At 36.8% G+C, this 17,924-nt stretch carries 18 protein-coding genes; 13 read left to right on the forward strand and 5 right to left on the reverse strand.

The annotated features are described in order from the left end of the window. Positions 1–196: 196 nt before the first annotated feature. The 7 genes from AC5YGI_RS09620 to AC5YGI_RS09650 all read left to right on the forward strand — a co-directional run bounded on the left by AC5YGI_RS09620 (position 197) and on the right by AC5YGI_RS09650 (position 8,595). Positions 197–2,314: a TonB-dependent receptor gene (locus AC5YGI_RS09620; RefSeq protein WP_496168099.1), complete on the forward strand. Its 2,118-nt coding sequence runs from the start codon at positions 197–199 to the stop codon at positions 2,312–2,314. Between the two features lie 177 nt (positions 2,315–2,491). After that, entirely contained in the window at positions 2,492–3,244 is a 753-nt protein-coding gene (locus tag AC5YGI_RS09625) for a hypothetical protein (protein ID WP_137904773.1), read from the forward strand. Then, positions 3,232–3,774 (forward strand): acyl-CoA thioesterase, encoded by a 543-nt coding sequence (locus tag AC5YGI_RS09630; RefSeq protein ID WP_002983813.1) that lies wholly within the window; start codon positions 3,232–3,234, stop codon positions 3,772–3,774. The genes AC5YGI_RS09625 and AC5YGI_RS09630 overlap by 13 nt, the downstream gene beginning before the upstream one ends. A gap of 163 nt (positions 3,775–3,937) precedes the next feature. After that, entirely contained in the window at positions 3,938–4,867 is a 930-nt protein-coding gene (locus AC5YGI_RS09635; protein WP_496168101.1) for a 2-hydroxyacid dehydrogenase, read from the forward strand. 177 nt (positions 4,868–5,044) lie between these two features. After that, complete coding sequence (locus AC5YGI_RS09640; RefSeq protein WP_343639417.1) at positions 5,045–6,307, forward strand: serine hydrolase domain-containing protein; 1,263 nt, start codon at positions 5,045–5,047, stop codon at positions 6,305–6,307. 25 nt (positions 6,308–6,332) lie between these two features. Further along, positions 6,333–8,132, forward strand: a complete 1,800-nt coding sequence (locus tag AC5YGI_RS09645) for an Ig-like domain-containing domain (RefSeq protein ID WP_330744240.1) — start codon at positions 6,333–6,335, stop codon at positions 8,130–8,132. Positions 8,133–8,136: 4 nt separating this feature from the next. Beyond that, positions 8,137–8,595, forward strand: coding sequence for a heme-binding domain-containing protein (locus AC5YGI_RS09650; protein WP_330744238.1), 459 nt, complete (start codon positions 8,137–8,139; stop codon positions 8,593–8,595). Positions 8,596–8,696: 101 nt separating this feature from the next. Here AC5YGI_RS09650 and AC5YGI_RS09655 read toward each other — a convergent pair whose 3' ends face one another. The 5 genes from AC5YGI_RS09655 to AC5YGI_RS09675 form a co-directional block, all read right to left on the reverse strand. Continuing rightward, a complete protein-coding gene (locus AC5YGI_RS09655; RefSeq protein ID WP_454511401.1) occupies positions 8,697–9,209 on the reverse strand; it encodes an NUDIX hydrolase in 513 nt (170 codons plus the stop codon). Further along, on the reverse strand, positions 9,206–10,120 hold the full coding sequence (gene xerD / locus AC5YGI_RS09660) for a site-specific tyrosine recombinase XerD (protein WP_047428930.1): 915 nt from the start codon (positions 10,118–10,120) through the stop codon (positions 9,206–9,208). The genes AC5YGI_RS09655 and xerD overlap by 4 nt, the downstream gene beginning before the upstream one ends. A gap of 6 nt (positions 10,121–10,126) precedes the next feature. Next, positions 10,127–10,549 (reverse strand): deoxycytidylate deaminase, encoded by a 423-nt coding sequence (locus tag AC5YGI_RS09665; RefSeq protein WP_007844123.1) that lies wholly within the window; start codon positions 10,547–10,549, stop codon positions 10,127–10,129. Positions 10,550–10,602: 53 nt separating this feature from the next. Then, complete coding sequence (locus tag AC5YGI_RS09670) at positions 10,603–11,370, reverse strand: enoyl-CoA hydratase-related protein (RefSeq protein ID WP_496168104.1); 768 nt, start codon at positions 11,368–11,370, stop codon at positions 10,603–10,605. A gap of 105 nt (positions 11,371–11,475) precedes the next feature. Continuing rightward, positions 11,476–12,963: a catalase gene (locus tag AC5YGI_RS09675; RefSeq protein WP_330744226.1), complete on the reverse strand. Its 1,488-nt coding sequence runs from the start codon at positions 12,961–12,963 to the stop codon at positions 11,476–11,478. A 131-nt stretch (positions 12,964–13,094) separates the two neighbouring features. Between AC5YGI_RS09675 and AC5YGI_RS09680 the strand changes: the two genes are divergently transcribed. From AC5YGI_RS09680 to AC5YGI_RS09705, 6 genes are all read left to right on the forward strand, one after another. Beyond that, complete coding sequence (locus AC5YGI_RS09680) at positions 13,095–14,045, forward strand: LysR substrate-binding domain-containing protein (RefSeq protein WP_047428937.1); 951 nt, start codon at positions 13,095–13,097, stop codon at positions 14,043–14,045. Between the two features lie 235 nt (positions 14,046–14,280). Further along, positions 14,281–15,561 carry a methionine adenosyltransferase gene (metK, locus tag AC5YGI_RS09685; RefSeq protein WP_110009876.1) on the forward strand — a complete coding sequence of 427 codons (1,281 nt, stop codon included), beginning with the start codon at positions 14,281–14,283 and terminating at the stop codon, positions 15,559–15,561. Between the two features lie 84 nt (positions 15,562–15,645). Beyond that, a complete protein-coding gene (locus AC5YGI_RS09690; protein WP_330744220.1) occupies positions 15,646–16,137 on the forward strand; it encodes a hypothetical protein in 492 nt (163 codons plus the stop codon). A 193-nt stretch (positions 16,138–16,330) separates the two neighbouring features. Further along, complete coding sequence (locus AC5YGI_RS09695) at positions 16,331–16,921, forward strand: RNA polymerase sigma factor (RefSeq protein ID WP_110009874.1); 591 nt, start codon at positions 16,331–16,333, stop codon at positions 16,919–16,921. 47 nt (positions 16,922–16,968) lie between these two features. Then, entirely contained in the window at positions 16,969–17,103 is a 135-nt protein-coding gene (locus AC5YGI_RS09700; protein WP_262510398.1) for a hypothetical protein, read from the forward strand. Between the two features lie 20 nt (positions 17,104–17,123). After that, complete coding sequence (locus AC5YGI_RS09705) at positions 17,124–17,819, forward strand: YjjG family noncanonical pyrimidine nucleotidase (protein WP_496168108.1); 696 nt, start codon at positions 17,124–17,126, stop codon at positions 17,817–17,819. Positions 17,820–17,924: the final 105 nt, after the last annotated feature.

The raw sequence follows: 17,924 nt of genomic DNA on the forward strand, positions 1-17,924 counted from the left end.
GCCACTGAAATAAAGGGGTGCTTTAAAAGGCTGAGATTATACCCAATGAACCTGGAACAGGTAATGCTGTTTAGGGAATTGAAAATGTACCAATGAAACAGTATAACAATATACCAATTGCTAGACTGTTAAATTAATAAAATTGTTACATTATTGCTCAACCCCTTTTATTCATTAAATGTTAAAGATTTATAGAATGAAAGGATTATTTTTTTTAGGGCTTAGTGTAGGCTCAGTAGCTTTTATACAGGCTCAGAATAAAGATTCCCTAAAGGTGAGGGAAATTGAAGCAGTCAACTTTACCAAGAGGCTTCCGGTAGCAAAGGAAATCATCAATGTACAGAAAGATCTGGACAGTAAGAATCTGGGACAGGATCTTCCTATTCTTTTGAAAAACCAAACTTCCATTATTTCGACGTCAGATGCCGGAAACGGGGTAGGATATACAGGTTTCCGAATTCGTGGTGTTTCGGGAAGTGCCATCAATGTGATGATGAATGGTGTTCCATACAACGACTCTGAAAGCCAGGGAACGTTCTTTGTCAATGTTCCGGATTTGACAAGTTCTGCCTCACAGATTGTCATTCAGAGAGGAGTAGGAACTTCCAATAACGGGGTTTCTGCCTTCGGCGCTAGTATTAACGTACTTTCTAAGAATCCTGAAGAGAAATTTTATTTTAAAACGGATGACAGCTACGGATCATTTAATACTTATAAATATTCAGCAGAAATTGGCTCAGGGAAATTCTGGAAAAACCGTCTTTCTGTAATGGGAAGATATACCCATATTCATTCTGACGGCTATATTGACAGGGCTTCATCCAACTTACATTCTTACAACTTTACCGCTTTATTTGAAGAAGGAAATACAAAATTACGTTTAATGGCTTTTGGTGGAAAAGAGAAAACCTATCAGGCATGGAACGGGATTGATCGTAAAACCTGGGAGACTGATCCCAAATTTAATATTTCAGGGGCCATTTACGATGCCAGTTGGGAAAATATTGTAAGTTTCTATGATAATGAAACGGATAACTACAGACAGAATCATTATCAGTTGCTGTGGGAACAAAAATTCAGCGACCGCTGGAATCTTGAAACCACATTTCACTATACAAAAGGAAAAGGATATTACGAAAATTACAAGCAGGGAGATCCTTTTTCAAGATATAACCTTCCCAATATAACAGAAGGAGGGCAAACAATAAAATATTCAGACTTTATCAGAAAAAAATGGCTGAACAACGATTTCTACGGAATGGTTTCAACGCTTTATGGGAAATTTGAAAATCTCGATCTGAACTTTGGAGCTGTGGTCAATCAGTATTACGGAAGACACTATGGAAATGTAACAGGGGTATTTTTTCCTCAGATTGAGGAAAGTGAATACTACAGAAACCGCTCTGTAAAGAATGAGGTGTCTGGTTTTGCAAAAGCTTTACTAAGATTGAATAATTTTGAATTCTTTGGAGACCTACAACTTAGGAAAATCAATTACAACACAAAGATTCTGACGGCCGGTGATGGTGAAGGAGCAGATTTAAGTAAAAACTGGCTGTTTTTTAATCCAAAAGCCGGAGTAAATTACAGAATTGACGGAGGTAAAATATTCCTTTCCTACGCCCACGCCCATCGTGAACCCAACAGAGATGACCTGATGGCCAATAATGATGTAAAAGCAGAAAAGCTTCATGATATTGAAGCCGGTTTTGAAAAACAGTTCGGAATTGTTTCATTGACGGCCAATGTTTATTATATGTATTATGTCAATCAGTTGGTTCTGAACGGAGAACTGAATAACGTAGGAGCATTTATCAGAACAAACTCAGGGAAGAGCTACAGAAGAGGTATTGAGATTGGTGCTTTGGCAAAATTATCCAAACAATGGGAGGTTTCCGGTAACGTAACATTAAGCCAGAACAGAAATCAGGATTTTAATATTCAGAATGGTGATGTTCCTAAAAGTCTTGGAAATACCCAGATTTCCTTTTCCCCGAATGTTATAGCCAATTTAGGCTTGAAATTCAATCCTACAAAAAATTTCCAGTTTGCTTTAATGAATCAGTATGTTGGAAAACAATATCTGGACAATACCGAAGATGCCAATCTTCAGCTTAAAGATTATTTCCTGACAGATTTCAATGCTCAGTACCAGTTTAAAATTGGCAATAATGAAATTGCATTAAAGCTATTGGTGAATAACCTGTTCAATAAGAAATATGTGAACAATGGATCTGTTTATGAAGGACAGCCATATTATTTTTCACAGGCAGGAACGAACTTTATGTTTGGAGTAAGCTGGAAAATTCAGTAATTGACAAATCGGTGTTTTGCTTTTTAGTAGATTTACCATTTTTAAACTTAAAAAAAGCAGTTTAAATAACAGTATATCTGTTTTAATACAGAATAATCAAAAGACTGTTCCGGCAGTCTTTTTTATATCCATTAAATATTACAAAAAGTCCCGAAAAAGTTATAAATTTGCTGCCAAATGAATATTTCAGCATATATTTTAGAATACTTAAAACAATTTGGAACTGCCACAGTTCCAGGCTTTGGGGTGTTTTCACTGAAAAATTCTAAGGCAATTATCAATTCTGAAAACGGAAGCATCTTACCTCCGGCCAGCCAGATTGAATTTGCCATAGACTATGAAGTCCGGGCTGAAGACCTTACTGCTTTTATTGCAGAACAAAAACAGATGTCTCTGGAAGCTTCAAGAAGTGATCTTAAAATTCAGACTGATTTTTGGAAGAAAAAACTTCAGGCCGAACAGGTTCTTGACATTCAGAATCTTGGAACCGTTTTCATTGAAGAAGGACATACCCATTTCAAGGGAAAAAGAATAGAATCTGGACGTCCGGACTTTTACGGATTGGAAGAAATCAGATTTTCAGATATCAATAACGGGGAAAAAGTAAATGCTTCTGTGAATCGTGAAAAGGATTTTAAATTCAAAAAAACAATTCTTTGGCTTTTCCTTCTGATTATCCCGGTTCTTGGAATTGTATACCTGGCGTTTACCCAGCAGGAACTTCTTTTCGGAAAAAAATCTTTCAATAATGTTTCAGTACAGACCTCTACCCATAGAATCGTAAAAGATACGGTGAAGATGAAAGTACATACTCCGGAAACACCCGTTACAGATTCTTTGAAAAAAGATTCATTAGTAAAACCCGCCGGAAAAGTAAAACAATCTGCTCCGGCTGTCCCAAACAACACTAAGACTAGATGGCAAAAATAAAAAAAGCGTCAGAATCTCTGACCATTATGACCAATATCGTTCTTCCGAACGAAACCAATTCTTTAAGAAACCTTTTCGGCGGTGAGCTTTTAGCAAAAATGGACCGTTGTGCGTCTATTTCAGCAGCAAGACACTGCGAAAGAAGAGTAGTAACAGCTTCAGTAAACCACGTATCTTTCAACCATCCGATCCCGGAAGGCGGTGTTGTGGTGTTGGAATCTAAAGTTTCAAGAGCATTTTCTACTTCCATGGAAGTGTATGTAGATGTATGGTTGGATGATCCAATCAACCAGAAGAAAGTTCATACGAATGCCGGGATTTATACTTTCGTTGCAGTAGATGAATTCAACCGTCCGATTCCTATTCCGGAAATGATTCCTGAAACAGATGAGGAGAAAGAAAGATTTGCAGCGGCATTCCGTAGAAAAGAACTTTCATTAATCCTTTCCGGAAGAATGAAACCTTTGGAATCTGTAGAGCTTAAAAAACTATTCCAGGAACCACAGGAATCTAAGAAAGATAAAAAGTAAGCTTATATACTTTATCAATAAAAATGCTTTTAAACTTTGCTGAGTGCTAACGCCTTTGCGAGCTTAAAAGCATTTGTTTTTTCAGAAATTTGCGAACTTTGCGGTAGAATAAAATTGTAATCATTTAGGAATCTGTTCCTATCTCTAAAATCATTAATAAAAAATGAAAATACTTCTTTTAGATAAAAACCATCCTCTCATCACTGAACAGCTTTTGGCTAAGAATTTTATCCTGGAAGAGGATTTTACATCGTCTTATGATGAGGTTTGCAATAAAATTGAGAACTACGACGGAATTATCATCAGAAGCCGTATTCCATTAGACCGGAATTTTCTGGAGAAAGGGAAGAATCTGAAGTTCATCGCAAGAGTAGGGGCCGGAATGGAAAATATTGATATTCCTGTTGCAGAAAAACTGGGAATTCAATTGATCAATTCTCCTGAAGGAAACAGAGATTCCGTGGCAGAACACGTTGTGGGAATGCTTCTGGTGATCATGAACAGACTTTTTATTGCTTCCCAGGAAGTGAAAAACGGCATCTGGAAACGTGAAGAAAACAGAGGAGATGAGCTGTTGGGAAAAACAGTGGGATTGATTGGCTATGGTAACATGGGAAAAGCTACTGCAAAAAGACTTTCAGGGTTCGGATGTAAGGTGATTTTCCACGATATTCTTCCTGATCTTTCAGATGAATATGCAACACAGGTTTCACCGGAAGAACTGAAACAGTCTGCAGAGGTCGTAAGCCTGCATATTCCTTTAACTTCAGAAACCCACTATCTTATTGACGAAACTTTCATTGCAGAGATGAAAAACGATTTTTATTTTGTTAATACGGCAAGAGGAAAAAACGTGGAAACTAAAAGTTTAGTAGAAGGATTGAAGTCCGGAAAAGTAAAAGGTGCATGTCTTGATGTACTGGAATATGAAAAGTCTTCTTTCGAGAACATTGAATCAGAAAATGAAGATCTGAAATATCTTCTTGAATCGGAGAAAGCCATTGTCACACCCCACATTGCCGGATGGACCCATCAAAGTAAAGAAAAACTGGCTCAGTTTATTGTAGATAAGATTGTAGCTTCACATTGTTAAGCAATTGAAAAAAATATAATACAAAAAGCGGATTTACAAAAAGTGAATCCGTTTTTTGTGATTTTACCCTTCCAACTTTTACTTCTCCATCCATTTGTGTTAAATAATTCATAATATCCACCTCATATCTATTATTTATTTTGAGTTTTATTAAATTGCCGCTCATTTTTGAATCTCATGACGACGCGTAATTTTGTACTTATCCTAACTGTTCTTTTATCTATATTTTCCTGTAAAAAAAAGGCTGAAGCTAAAGAAGTTTCTGCTGAAAATGCAACCAATCTGCCCAACTATGGAAATGTAGATCTGGGTGATATTTTTACTAAAGGTGACGGACAGCTTCTGAACAGGCAGACTACCGTAAGCTATATAGACCAGTATTATAAAAAAATATGGGAAGGAGGAGATCTTAGCGGTGGGATTCTTGTTGCCAAAGGAGATGAAATCCTTTACGAAAATTACAGAGGCTTCGGAAGAGAAGGAAACCAGATGCCGATCGACAAAAATACACCGTTGCATGTAGCTTCAGTTTCAAAGACTTTAACGGCAATGGCAATGATGAAGCTGATAGAGGCCGGAAAAATAAAATTAACGGATCATCTTACTCAGTTTTTTCCGGGGTTTCCATACCCGAATGTTACCGTTCAGACTTTGCTGGATCAAAGAAGCGGTCTTCCGAAATACGAATATTTTATCACCAAAATACAGCCTGCTCCGGCAGAACTTTCAAAACCTTTCATTACCAACGAAGATGTTTTGAATATGATTATCAAGTATAAACCAGATCTGGCAAGAGATACGGATACAGGATTCATGTATTGCAACACGAATTTTGCTTTATTGGCTTTATTAATTGAGAAAGTGACTAAAACTCCTTTCCCTCAGGCGATGAAAGAAATGGTTTTCACACCATTGAAAATGAATAACACGTACATCTTCCAGGAAAAAGATATTCCTACAGCTTCACAGTCTTTCTATTATGGAGGAAATAAGTTGTATCCTTTAGACAGACTTGATCTGATTTACGGAGATAAAAATGTGTACACTACGCCAAGAGATTTATACAACTTCTCAAAAGCAATGTTTTCCAAAAATTTCCTGAAACCGGAACTGATGCAGATGGTATTCACTCCTTACAGCAATGAAAAAGCAGGAATGAATAATTATGGATTAGGTTTCAGAATGAAAATATTCGATAATGGGGAGAAGCTGACCTATCACAACGGATGGTGGCATGGTACAAACTCTGTATTTGCCCATCTTTTAAAATCTAAGGTTACCATTGTAGCTATTGGAAATAAATATTCAAACAAAGTATATACGGCTCTTGCATTGTCCGGTTTATTCGAAGATTTCCCTTTGCAGAAGGAAAAGCTGCATACCGTTATGCACGACAATAAAGATACTTTGAATTCCGGACAGGAAGTTTTTGGAGAATAATGTTTACTTTTGCCTAAACATTTTCATGAAAAGGTTTCTTTTATTACTCATTATCTGTTTTCTTGTACATTCATGTGCAAGAGTAGGATCTCCTGTCGGAGGGCCTAAAGATACCCTGGCACCAAAGTTTTTAAGCTCAAACATTGATACAACAAGAATCAATGTCAAAAGAGATATTCGTGAACTCCGTCTGGATTTTGATGAATATGTGACATTGAAGGATATCAATAAAAACCTGATTATTTCACCTCCTATTAAAGGAATAACGAGGATACTTCCATCGAATATTGCCAACAAATTTGTTCTGATTCAGTGGACAGATACCCTTCAGGCCAATACCACATATAATTTCAATTTTGGAAATTCAATTGTTGATAATAACGAATCTAATATACTTAGGTATTTCAATTTTGCTTTTTCCACAGGAGACAAATTGGATGATTTGTATATCAGTGGCGAAGTAAAGGATGCCCTCGATACTAAAAAGAAAACCGGAACTACAACAGAAAATAAGCTAGTGGTAGGATTGTATCAGGTAAAAGACACCATGGATTACAAGAAAAAGCCTTACTATATCACTAAGGTAGATGAAGATGGATATTACGAATTAAATTATCTGACTCCCGGAAAATACAAAATTATTGCTTTTGAAGATGAGAACGGAAATTCAATGTATGATCCCGGAAAAGAAAAAGTAGGGTTCCAGAAAGATCCGGTGAATGTTGAGAAATCCATTTCAGGATTAAACTTAAAGGTATACCCTTCCAAAAAACCGGTGAAGTATGTAGAAATGAAAGAGATAGCCGGAGGAGTTCTGATGACCTTTGAAGGAAATCCTGATGAAGTAAAGGTACAGTCGCTGAACGACAAATTAAAGGATGTCAAGATAACACACAATCCGAAATCAGACTCTGTAAGAATCTGGTTTGATGCTGTAAAGGATAATGTAGGGCAGGAAGCAAATGAAAAGCTGATCTTCACCCATAATAAAGGTCCGAAAAAAGACAGTGCCTACAGCGTTTCTTTATTTTACAGATATAATAAGAAAAATGCTATGGATGTCTTTAGTGATAATGACGGAACTTCTATCGCTCCAAAGGCAGATCTGAAAATTGCATCAAACTATATTGTTGATAAAATTGACCCTTCAAAATGGACTTTAAGAGCCAAAGGAGACAGTTTAACAACTTTACCGTTCACTGCTAAAATATCGGAAACAAATCCTTACCAGATTCATGTTCAATCCGACTTTGTGATGGGCAAAAGCTATGAACTTACAGTTCCTAAGGAAACCGTATCTTCATTCTATGCCAAAAATACCCAATCAAAGCGTTTTGACTTTGATGTCGCCAAAGTAGATCAGTTTGGAAGTGTTGAGTTCTCTGTTTCCAATGCACCGGAAGCGAATTATTGGATTCAGCTAATGGATTCTGACAAGGTAGCTTATCAGAAATATACTAAAGGAGATAAGGTAAAGTTTGATATACTCAGACCTGGAGAATATGTCGTAAGGATTCTGGTGGATAATAACGGAAATAAATATTGGGACGAAGCAGATTTCGCGAATGATATTTTTGCTGAAGATGCTTACATATTCTATAAAAAAGTTGTTGTCAGAGCCTTATGGGAAACGAGAGAGGACTGGGATCTGAAAGATACCAGAACACTTGATAGTCCGAAATTACCAACTGTAACAACGCCGGCTCCGGCACCTGCCACTCCATCTCCGTCAGAAACTCCGGTATCTGCAGAACCTGCAGCAACGAAGCAAGTGCAGAAAAAAGAATTTAAATCCGGTAATGCTGTTTTAACTCCAGCTAAGTAAGCAGATGAAGATGGCTAAGAAAATAGTATTCTGGACATTGGTGGCGTTTGCCCTGATTCAGTTTTTCCCTGTTGACAGGGTGAATAAACCTGTTGTTTCTGCGGTTAACTTTGTTGATTCAAGGAAATCACCGGAAAAAGTCAGAACGTTGCTTAAAAACGCTTGCTATGACTGCCATTCCAATGAAACGGTTTATCCGAAATATGCTTTTATCGCACCCATTTCATGGTCTGTAAAAAGCCATGTGAATGAAGGTAGGGAACATCTTAATTTTTCTACCTGGGGAACTTATAATAAGGATTTGAAGGAGAATATGCTGACTAAATCCATTCAGACCATTCAGAATAAAACAATGCCGATGCCCGGTTATATTGTTTATCATAAAGAAGCCAATCTTTCAGAAGCTGAAAGAGCATTGCTGATTCAGTATTTTGAAGAAATGCTGAAGACTAAAACCTATTAGTTTCTCCTAAAAAAACTCCCGCAGATTTTACAAACCAAGCATATTGTTTAAACAATGATCTGCCTGATCTGTAAAATCTACGGGAGAATATTTTACAAAAATTATTTCTTTATATAGCTCTCAAAAAATCTCTTCTGAGAATCGAAAGCGATATCTTCAAGATCCAGATCCTGTAAAGGAATCCAGACTGCTTCTGAGATTTCAGAGAGTTCAAGACTTACCTCAAATTTTTCCGGAACATTGTATTCATAAAAGAGATCGATCGTATTGTAATCAATTTCTTTATATTGATAAATGTTGGGAAGACTGGTAAGGTATTTCAGGTTAGAAATATCGATATCAAGCTGAAGCTCTTCAAAAAGTTCTCTTTTACAGGTTTCCTCTGCACTTTCCTTAGGGTCAACAAATCCTCCCGCGAGATCCAGCTTTCCTTTTTTAGGGTCTCTGTTTCTTCTGGTAAGGTAAATTTCGTCTCCACATCTGATGACAACCGCTACCGCGCCTGCCACATTATTATACAAAGTAAAACCACATTCCGGACAGCTCCATTTCTTTTCACCATCCCAGTGTAAGGACTCTTTGCCGCAGCTTGGGCAATATTTCAATAGTTTCATTGAGTAATATTAATATTTCTCGGGTGATAACTCAAAATAACATCCCTTAATTCTTCTGTTTTCAGGTGCGTGTAGATCTCCGTTGTTGTAATACTGGAATGTCCCAGCATTTCCTGAATATAACGTAAATCGGCCCCATTCTGTAATAAATGGGTTGCAAATGAATGTCTGAATGTGTGTGGCGATATTTTTTTGTTAACCCCTGCTTTATCTGTAAGTTCTTTAATAATAAGAAATACGATTACCCTGGACATGGAAGTTCCACGGCTGTTCAAAAACAGAGTATCTTCATATTTCTTATTGATTTTACCTTTAGAACGAACCTCTTTGATATAACTTTCAAGCAGATCAGCCGTATAATCAGCTAAAGGGACAAAACGGGTTTTGTTTCCTTTTCCGTGTACCTTGATGTATTGCTCTTTGAAGTTGATATTGGATATCTTCAGATCGATCAGTTCGGAAACACGAAGTCCGCAGCCATATAGAACCTCTATAATGCATTGGTTTCTTTTTCCTAGATCTGTATTCACCTCAATAGCAGCAATAATTTTGTTGATATCAGGCAGGCTTAAAGTATCAGGTAGATATAATCCCAGTTTAGGGCCTTCAAGTAACGCCGCAGGATTGTCTTCACGATATTCATCCTCCAGCAGAAATTTGAAGAAAGCTTTGATGGAAGATATCCATCTTGCCTGTGATCTCTCACTGAATTTCTGTTTGGAAAGATTGAAAATGTATTCCTGCAGGTTTTCGTAACCGATGGAGTCTGGACCGACGTTTTCCAGATCCTCTTCTGCGTAATCTTTTAATTTCTTAATGTCCCGAACATAGGCGTCGAGCGTGTTTTCTGAAAAATTTCTTTCGAAACGAAGAAATATTTCAAAATCTTTGATCTTTTCATCCCAAGTCATTTGTGCTTATTTTTTTAGTTCACAGTCCGATATTTGTTCTATTTCAATATTATGGTTTCTCAGGAACGATATTCCATCGTCATCCGAATACTCATTAATATACACCAGTCTTGTAATCCCTGCCTGCAGAATCAGCTTGCTGCATTCTTTACAGGGAGACAGCGTTAAATATAACGTTGCTCCTTTTGCAGATTGGGTAGAGGCCGCCAGCTTTAATATAGCGTTGGCTTCCGCATGCAATACGTACCAGTGTGTTTTTCCGTCTTCATCTTCACAGCAGTTTTCGAATCCCGAAGGAGTCCCGTTGTAACCATCTGAAATAATCATCCTATCTTTTACGATAAGAGCTCCCACCTGTTTTCTCTTACAGTAGGAGAGTTTTGCCCATTCCTGAGCCATTTTTAGATAAGCTTTATCAAACTTATTCATACCGCAGCATTGTTTTTTTCGAAATAATTTGGATTAAAATCTTTTAGAAAGATTTAGAAGTTAGGTTTTCTCTTCTCTAGAAACGCAGTAACTCCTTCTTTCTTATCTTCCATTTCAAAAAGTTCTCCGAAATATTTGATTTCAGTTTCAAAACCTTTCTCCGTATCCGATAAATTCACGGTGTTTATAGCCTTCGATATTGCCATTGGTGAATTGTAGGCAATCGTGTTTGCTAATTCTCTCGTTTTGGTTAATAATTCTTCAATAGGGTAAACTTCATTCACCAGTCCGATTTCTTTTGCTTTTTGAGCCAGAATCATTTTGGCTGAGAAGATCATTTCGTTGGCAATACCTTTTCCTACAAGCTTCGGAAGCCTCTGGGTTCCTCCATATCCCGGAATCAATCCAAGTGTTACTTCAGGAAGCCCTAATCTGGCGTTTTCCGATGCATATCTGATGTGGCATGCCATAGCAAGCTCCAAACCTCCTCCTAATGCAAAACCATTTACGGCTGCAATGACAGGTTTAGACATGTTTTCAATTTTGTTGAACAATGTATTTTGTCCGTTTCTTGCAAGTTCTTCAGCTTTTTCCTGTCCGAATTCACTGAATTCCTTGATATCCGCTCCCGCTACGAAAGATTTTTCTCCACTTCCGGTAAGGATAATGACTCTGCATGAAGTATCAGCGTTAAGCTCATCCAGTGCGGTACTGATTTCCTGAATTGTTTTTGCATTTAAAGCATTTAAACTCTCAGGTCTGTTTATGGTAATGATAGATAATTTATCTTCTTTTTTTAATAATATGTTCTCGTAACTCATTTTTCCACTTTAAAATATCATCCTTTGCAAATTATGAATTTTTTACAAAAAAAAGGAAAAAATATTATTTTTTTTTCCTTTTTTTTAATTTATCATTCAATATGATTATTTGGAATGATTCATCATATTTGCATCAATATTGACATTTAGTTGAGAAGCCACTTTCATGCCAAGCTCAATGTTGGCGCGGAAAAAGTGACATAACTGCCGGTTGATAATCTCATCTCTTTTCGGCCCCGTGATACCACTCATGCTGCCTACGATATTTTTGATCAAATGATCTCTGTCCTCAGCATCCATTGCTTTTGAATACAATAGTCCCGGTTGGGTATAGTGATCACTGTCGTTGTCATTTCTGTTGTAGCTGGCAACATGAGCACTGTCCAGCTCGTATTCGTAGTTTTTATAAGATGAATCCGGCTTGATGTCATCAAAACTGTTCGGATGATAATTTGGTTTATCCTGATAGTGGCTTGAATCTGCCATAAAACCGTCTCTTTGGTAATTGTTGACAGCAAAAGGACATCTGTTCACTTCCAGCTGATGAGCATTGACACCTACTCTGTAACGGTGTGCATCAGGATAGGAGAATAATCTTCCTTGAAGCATTTTATCGGGAGAGAAGCTGATTCCGTTAATTAAGCTGCTAGGTGAAAAAGTAGACTGTTCCACATGGGCGAAATAATTAACAGGTATTTCGTTAAGCTCCATTTCTCCTACCTCAATCAGAGGGAAATCATCATGGAACCATACTTTGGTCACATCAAACGGATTCCATCTGAAGTCTTTTGCCTGTTCTTCTGTCATCACCTGAATGTACATCGTCCATTTAGGGAAATCCCCGTTTTCAATAGCGTTGCAAAGATCTTCCTGAGCAAAATCAGGGTTTTCTCCTGCCATTTTTACGGCTTCTTCATCCGTGAAATTTTTGACGCCTTGTTTTGTTTTAAAATGGAATTTCACCCACACCCTTTCATTTTTATCATTGATCATGGAGAATGTATGAGATCCGAAACCATGCATATGTCTGTAACCATATGGAGTTCCTCTGTCTGACATCAATATCAGAACCTGATGAAGCGACTCCGGATTTAAGCTCCAGAAATCCCACATCATCGTGGCGCTTTTTAAATTGGTTTTCGGGACTCTTTTCTGAGTATGAATAAAATCCGGGAATTTTTTTGCATCCTTAATAAAGAATACGGGCGTATTGTTTCCTACAAGATCCCAGTTTCCGTCTTCAGTATAAAATTTTAAGGCAAAACCTCTTGGATCCCTTGCCGTATCTGCGCTTCCTTTTTCGCCTCCCACCGTGGAAAATCTTGCGAACATTCTGCACGAGTTTCCTACTTTTGAAAACAGTTTTGCTTTCGTGTACTGGCTGATATCATGCGTTACGGTGAATGTTCCGTACGCTCCGCTTCCTTTGGCATGCACAATCCTTTCAGGAATTCTTTCCCTAACGAAATGCGCAAGATTCTCCTGAAGAATAAAGTCCTGCAGCAATACCGGGCCTCTTGGTCCTACCGTCTGTGAATCCTGATGTTCAAAATAAGGTGCGCCGTTACTTAACGTTAATTTTTTAGAATCCATATAATTGATGATTTGAATAATTGTTTCTTTTTCCTAAATCCAGTGTAAAGGTAATGAATATCAAATTTACTTGAATTTTTAATTGCTAATAGCAAAAACGTTATATCTTTGTAATAGATAATATTAATCAAATGAACATTCAGCAACTGGAGTATCTTATCGCTGTAGATAAGTATAAACATTTTGGTAAGGCCGCTCAGGCGTGTTTTATTACCCAACCTACGTTAAGTGCCATGATACAGAAATTTGAGGATGAACTGGATGTAAAGGTTTTCGACAGAACTACCCACCCGATCCGTACCACGGATGTAGGTCTTCAGATTATTGACCAGGCAAAGGTAATTATCGAGTCTGTCAATGAGCTGAAAAACAAAGCCAACCTTTTGAACAATATTTTAGGAGGTACCATCAATCTGGGAATCATTCCTACCGTTTCTTCTTTCATCCTGCCAACGGAGATTTTCAAATTCCTTGAAGATAATCCGAAAATTCAGATGAATGTAAAAGAAATGACAACTGATAATATTATTAAAGCTTTGAAAGCAGGAGAACTGGATGCGGGAATTATCTCTACTCCTTATGATACGGCTGACGAGTTTTATCAGGATTTCCTGTTCAACGAGGAATTGATGATTTACAGTTCCAATACAGAGGCTAATAAAAAGAATTCTTACATCATTCCGGAAGATCTGAATGTTGAGAAAGTATGGCTTCTTGAAGAAGGAAACTGCCTGAGAAATCAGTTCGAAAATATCTGCCACCTGAAAGAAAATACCCTGAAGCCTAAAAATCTGGATTTCCTGGCTTCCAATATCCAGACTCTGGTACACATGGTTGATAAAGTAGGGGGAATCAGTATTCTTCCGGAACTGGCACTGAGCCAGCTTTCAGAAGAGCAGAAGAAAAATGTTTTCAGATTCAAAAAACCTTTCCCTTACAGAGAAATCAGTATTATTTATTATAAGCCTACATTTAAGCAAAAGATTATTGATGAATTGTCACATTCTATCAAAACTTCTTTAGAGCTTAAGCTGAATTACCACGAAAGTCCGAAAGAATTTGTAAGCATAAAGCCTCAGTAATAGAAATGCTTTAAAGTGATAGAAATCATCAATTTAAATAAAATTGTAATTAGTAAACAAAATTTTTGAGTATTAGGAAAATAGTACTTAAATTTGCTGACGTTTATTACGAGGAAAAATTTGACCTGATTGCAACCTCTATAAAAAAATGCTAAAACAGTATTCTTTTTTCTGGGCAATTTCATTCATATTTTTCGCAAACACTATTTTAAATCTTTAAAAACAAAAGAATTATATGTCTTATTTATTTACATCTGAATCAGTTTCAGAAGGACATCCGGATAAAATTGCCGACCAAATTTCCGATGCATTAATCGACCATTTCTTAGCATATGATAAAGATTCAAAAGTAGCATGTGAAACTCTTGTAACTACCGGACAGGTGGTATTGGCAGGAGAAGTAAAATCAGATGCTTACCTTGATGTACAGACTATTGCCAGAGAAGTAATCAACGGTATCGGATATACAAAAGGAGAATATATGTTCAATGGAGACTCTTGTGGAGTTATTTCTGCAATCCATGAACAGTCGCCAGATATAAACCAGGGTGTTGACAGAGCCGTAAATGATGAGTCTTTTGAAGCTAAAGCAAATGCACAGGGAGCCGGAGACCAGGGAATGATGTTCGGGTATGCCACTAATGAAACGGCTAATTATATGCCTCTTGCATTAGATCTTGCCCACACGATCCTTAAAGAACTTTCTGCCATCAGAAGAGAAAATAAGGAGATCACTTATCTTCGCCCGGATGCAAAAAGCCAGGTAACCATTGAGTATTCTGATGATCATAAGCCTATCAGAATTGATTCTATTGTAGTTTCTACTCAGCATGATGACTTTGGTACGGAAGAAGAAATGTTGAACAAGATCCGTGAGGATATCAAAAATATTCTGGTTCCAAGAGTTGTTGCACAGCAAACTGAGGAAATCAAAGCTTTATTCAACGATCAGATCAAATATCACATCAATCCTACAGGGAAATTTGTAATCGGAGGACCTCACGGAGATACCGGTCTTACAGGGAGAAAAATCATCGTAGATACTTACGGTGGTAAAGGAGCTCACGGTGGTGGTGCTTTCTCCGGAAAAGATCCTTCTAAAGTAGACAGAAGTGCTGCGTATGCAACAAGACACATTGCTAAAAACCTGGTGGCGGCAGGAGTGGCCGATGAAGTTCTGGTACAGGTTTCTTATGCTATTGGAGTAGCTGAGCCTTGTGGTTTGTATATTAATACGTACGGAACTGCAAAAGTGGATCTTCATGATGGGGATATCGCGAAAAAAGTTTCCGCTATTTTCGATTTAAGACCTTATGCTATTGAGCAGAATTTAAAATTAAGAAACCCAATTTATCAGGAAACCGCTTCTTACGGACACATGGGTAAAGAGCATTATGTAGCTGATAAAACTTTCAATAAAGGTCATAAGAATGAGATTACGTTAAAAGATCTTGAATTCTTTACCTGGGAGAAACTTGACAAAGTAGAGGAAATTAAAGCCGCTTTTGGAATTTAATTTCTCTTTAAAGAATAATAATGAACTGCTTTATCTTTGGATAAGGCAGTTTTTTTTAATTTTACACCTTAATAATATAGAAAGATGATGAATTTTAGAACTGTAGTTGCCGCCCTGTCTCTGTTTTTGCTAAATACATTAGTAAAAGCTCAATATACCATGCATAAAATGATCAGTGTTGGGTATACTTACCAGAATCAAAGTTTTGGTGAAGTAGGAGGGAAATTACTTTTTCTTAAAAATGATGATGTAATTTACAGATTGGGAGGTTCTGCCATGATGGGATCTGTGGATTCCAAATTTGCTATTATGCCGAAACTGCAGGCAGATGTACTTCTTAATTTTGAAAAAAATGTGGATTTCTATCACTCTTATTACTTTTTGGCAGGCGTTGAAGGAACCAATAAATACATTGCTCCTAAAATAGGAGTTACCTTATTTGGCATGCTTGATCTTACGGGAGGCTATGCCTTTCCTATTGGAGATACCCGTTTGAACGGAAAAGAGATGAAAGGGCTTAATATTAATTTTACATTAAATATTCCTACCGTATTCATTCATGATATGTTTAAATGATTTTTTTTAGATTTTTCTCTATAAAATTTAATAATAGGTTAACAGTTATTAAAAAATTATTATATTTACATCATAATAATTTGTACCGCCTATAGAAGAGACTCTACTCTAGAACTGTTTTGTTTACACAGCAAAGGCCAGAAGAAATATCTGGAGGAATACCTGTCTGCAAATATTTATATTGAGAAGAGTTATGAAATCAAAATCGGATAGTTTACTAATTTCCCTTTACCAGAAAGGTGATGAGGCGGCGTTGTCAACCCTCATTCACAGACATCAGAGAGAACTTTTTACATTCATTTTTTACAAAATTAATGATGAAGATTTGGCCAATGATATCTTTCAGGATACATTCATGAAAATCATTGTGATGCTAAAAGAAGGACGCTATAATGAAGAAGGTAAATTTATTCTGTGGGCGAAAAGAATTTCTCACAATTTAATCATCGATCATTTCAGGTCAAAAGCAAAGAATATCAAAGTTTCGGAAACTACTTTTGAAACGGATGAATATTCTATTTTTGATTTGATCAGAGAACCCTCAGAAAATATTGAAGATCAGCTGGTAACCAATCAGATTCAGGAGGATCTTCTGAGAATGCTGCAGTTTTTGCCGCAAAACCAACAGGAAGTAATCAAACTGAGGTTTTTCGATGGTTTAAGCTTCAAAGAAATTGCAGATCATACAGAGATGAGTATTAATACAACTTTAGGAAGAGTAAGATATGCACTCATCAACCTGAGAAAAATCATGGATGAAAATAATATAATATTAACAAGATAGATAATATTTCAGGAAATTTCACGTTTTAAAGAAAACATACTTCGCCTATGAAAAAAAATGATTCTTTAAAAGTGAAAACTTTGAAACCTAAGAAACAAACAATTGATTTTTTGCTGAATTTTTCTAAAAGCCTTGAGATTGTGAAAAGCAAGAGCAAAAATTATCCTATTACAAAAAATTAAAATTATTAACTTTGTGCTGTATGAAAATGCAGCACGTTTTTTTTGACCTGGATAATACACTCTGGGATCATCGCAGAAATGCCTATCTTACCATCAAAGATCTTTTTGAAAAACAGGAAATTACTTCGAAGTATCATATTGACTTTGAAGAGTTTCATTCTGTGTATCACGATATCAACGAAGAGTTGTGGGAAAAGATCAGAGACGGGATTATTGGCAAAGAGTACCTGAGAGAACACCGTTTTTATGACTCATTCAAACATTTCGGAATCGATAATAAAGAGCTTGCCCTTTATTTTGAAGAGCATTTCCTGGATAATATTGTGAGCCATAATGAACTGGTAGAGGGAGCAGAGGATGTTCTGGAATATCTGAAAGCTAAAAACTATACATTACACATTATTTCCAACGGATTTCAGGAAGTGACGGAAAGAAAATGTACCCTTTCCGGAATCGCTCCTTATTTTACAACAATTACCAGTGCGGATTCCGTAGGAGTGAGAAAGCCCAATCCAAGGATTTTTGAATACTCACTGGGACTTTCTGAAGCCAGAAAAGAAGAAAGTATCCTGATTGGTGACGACTGGATTGCAGATGCCATGGGAGCAACAGACTTCGGAATGGATGCTATTTTCTTTGATGTCTATAAAGAAGATAAACAGAAGGAAGGTTTAAAAGCCATTACCCATCTTCAGCAGATTAAGGAATACTTATAAAAAATGAAAGACATTAAAGTCTATACTGTAAAAGCCATTAAGATCATCTTAGTGGTTTTTTTTTGCTTTTTAAATATTTTCTAAAAATTAATGCAGACATCTGTA

The organism is Chryseobacterium sp. CS3K3.1 (assembly GCF_059515165.1).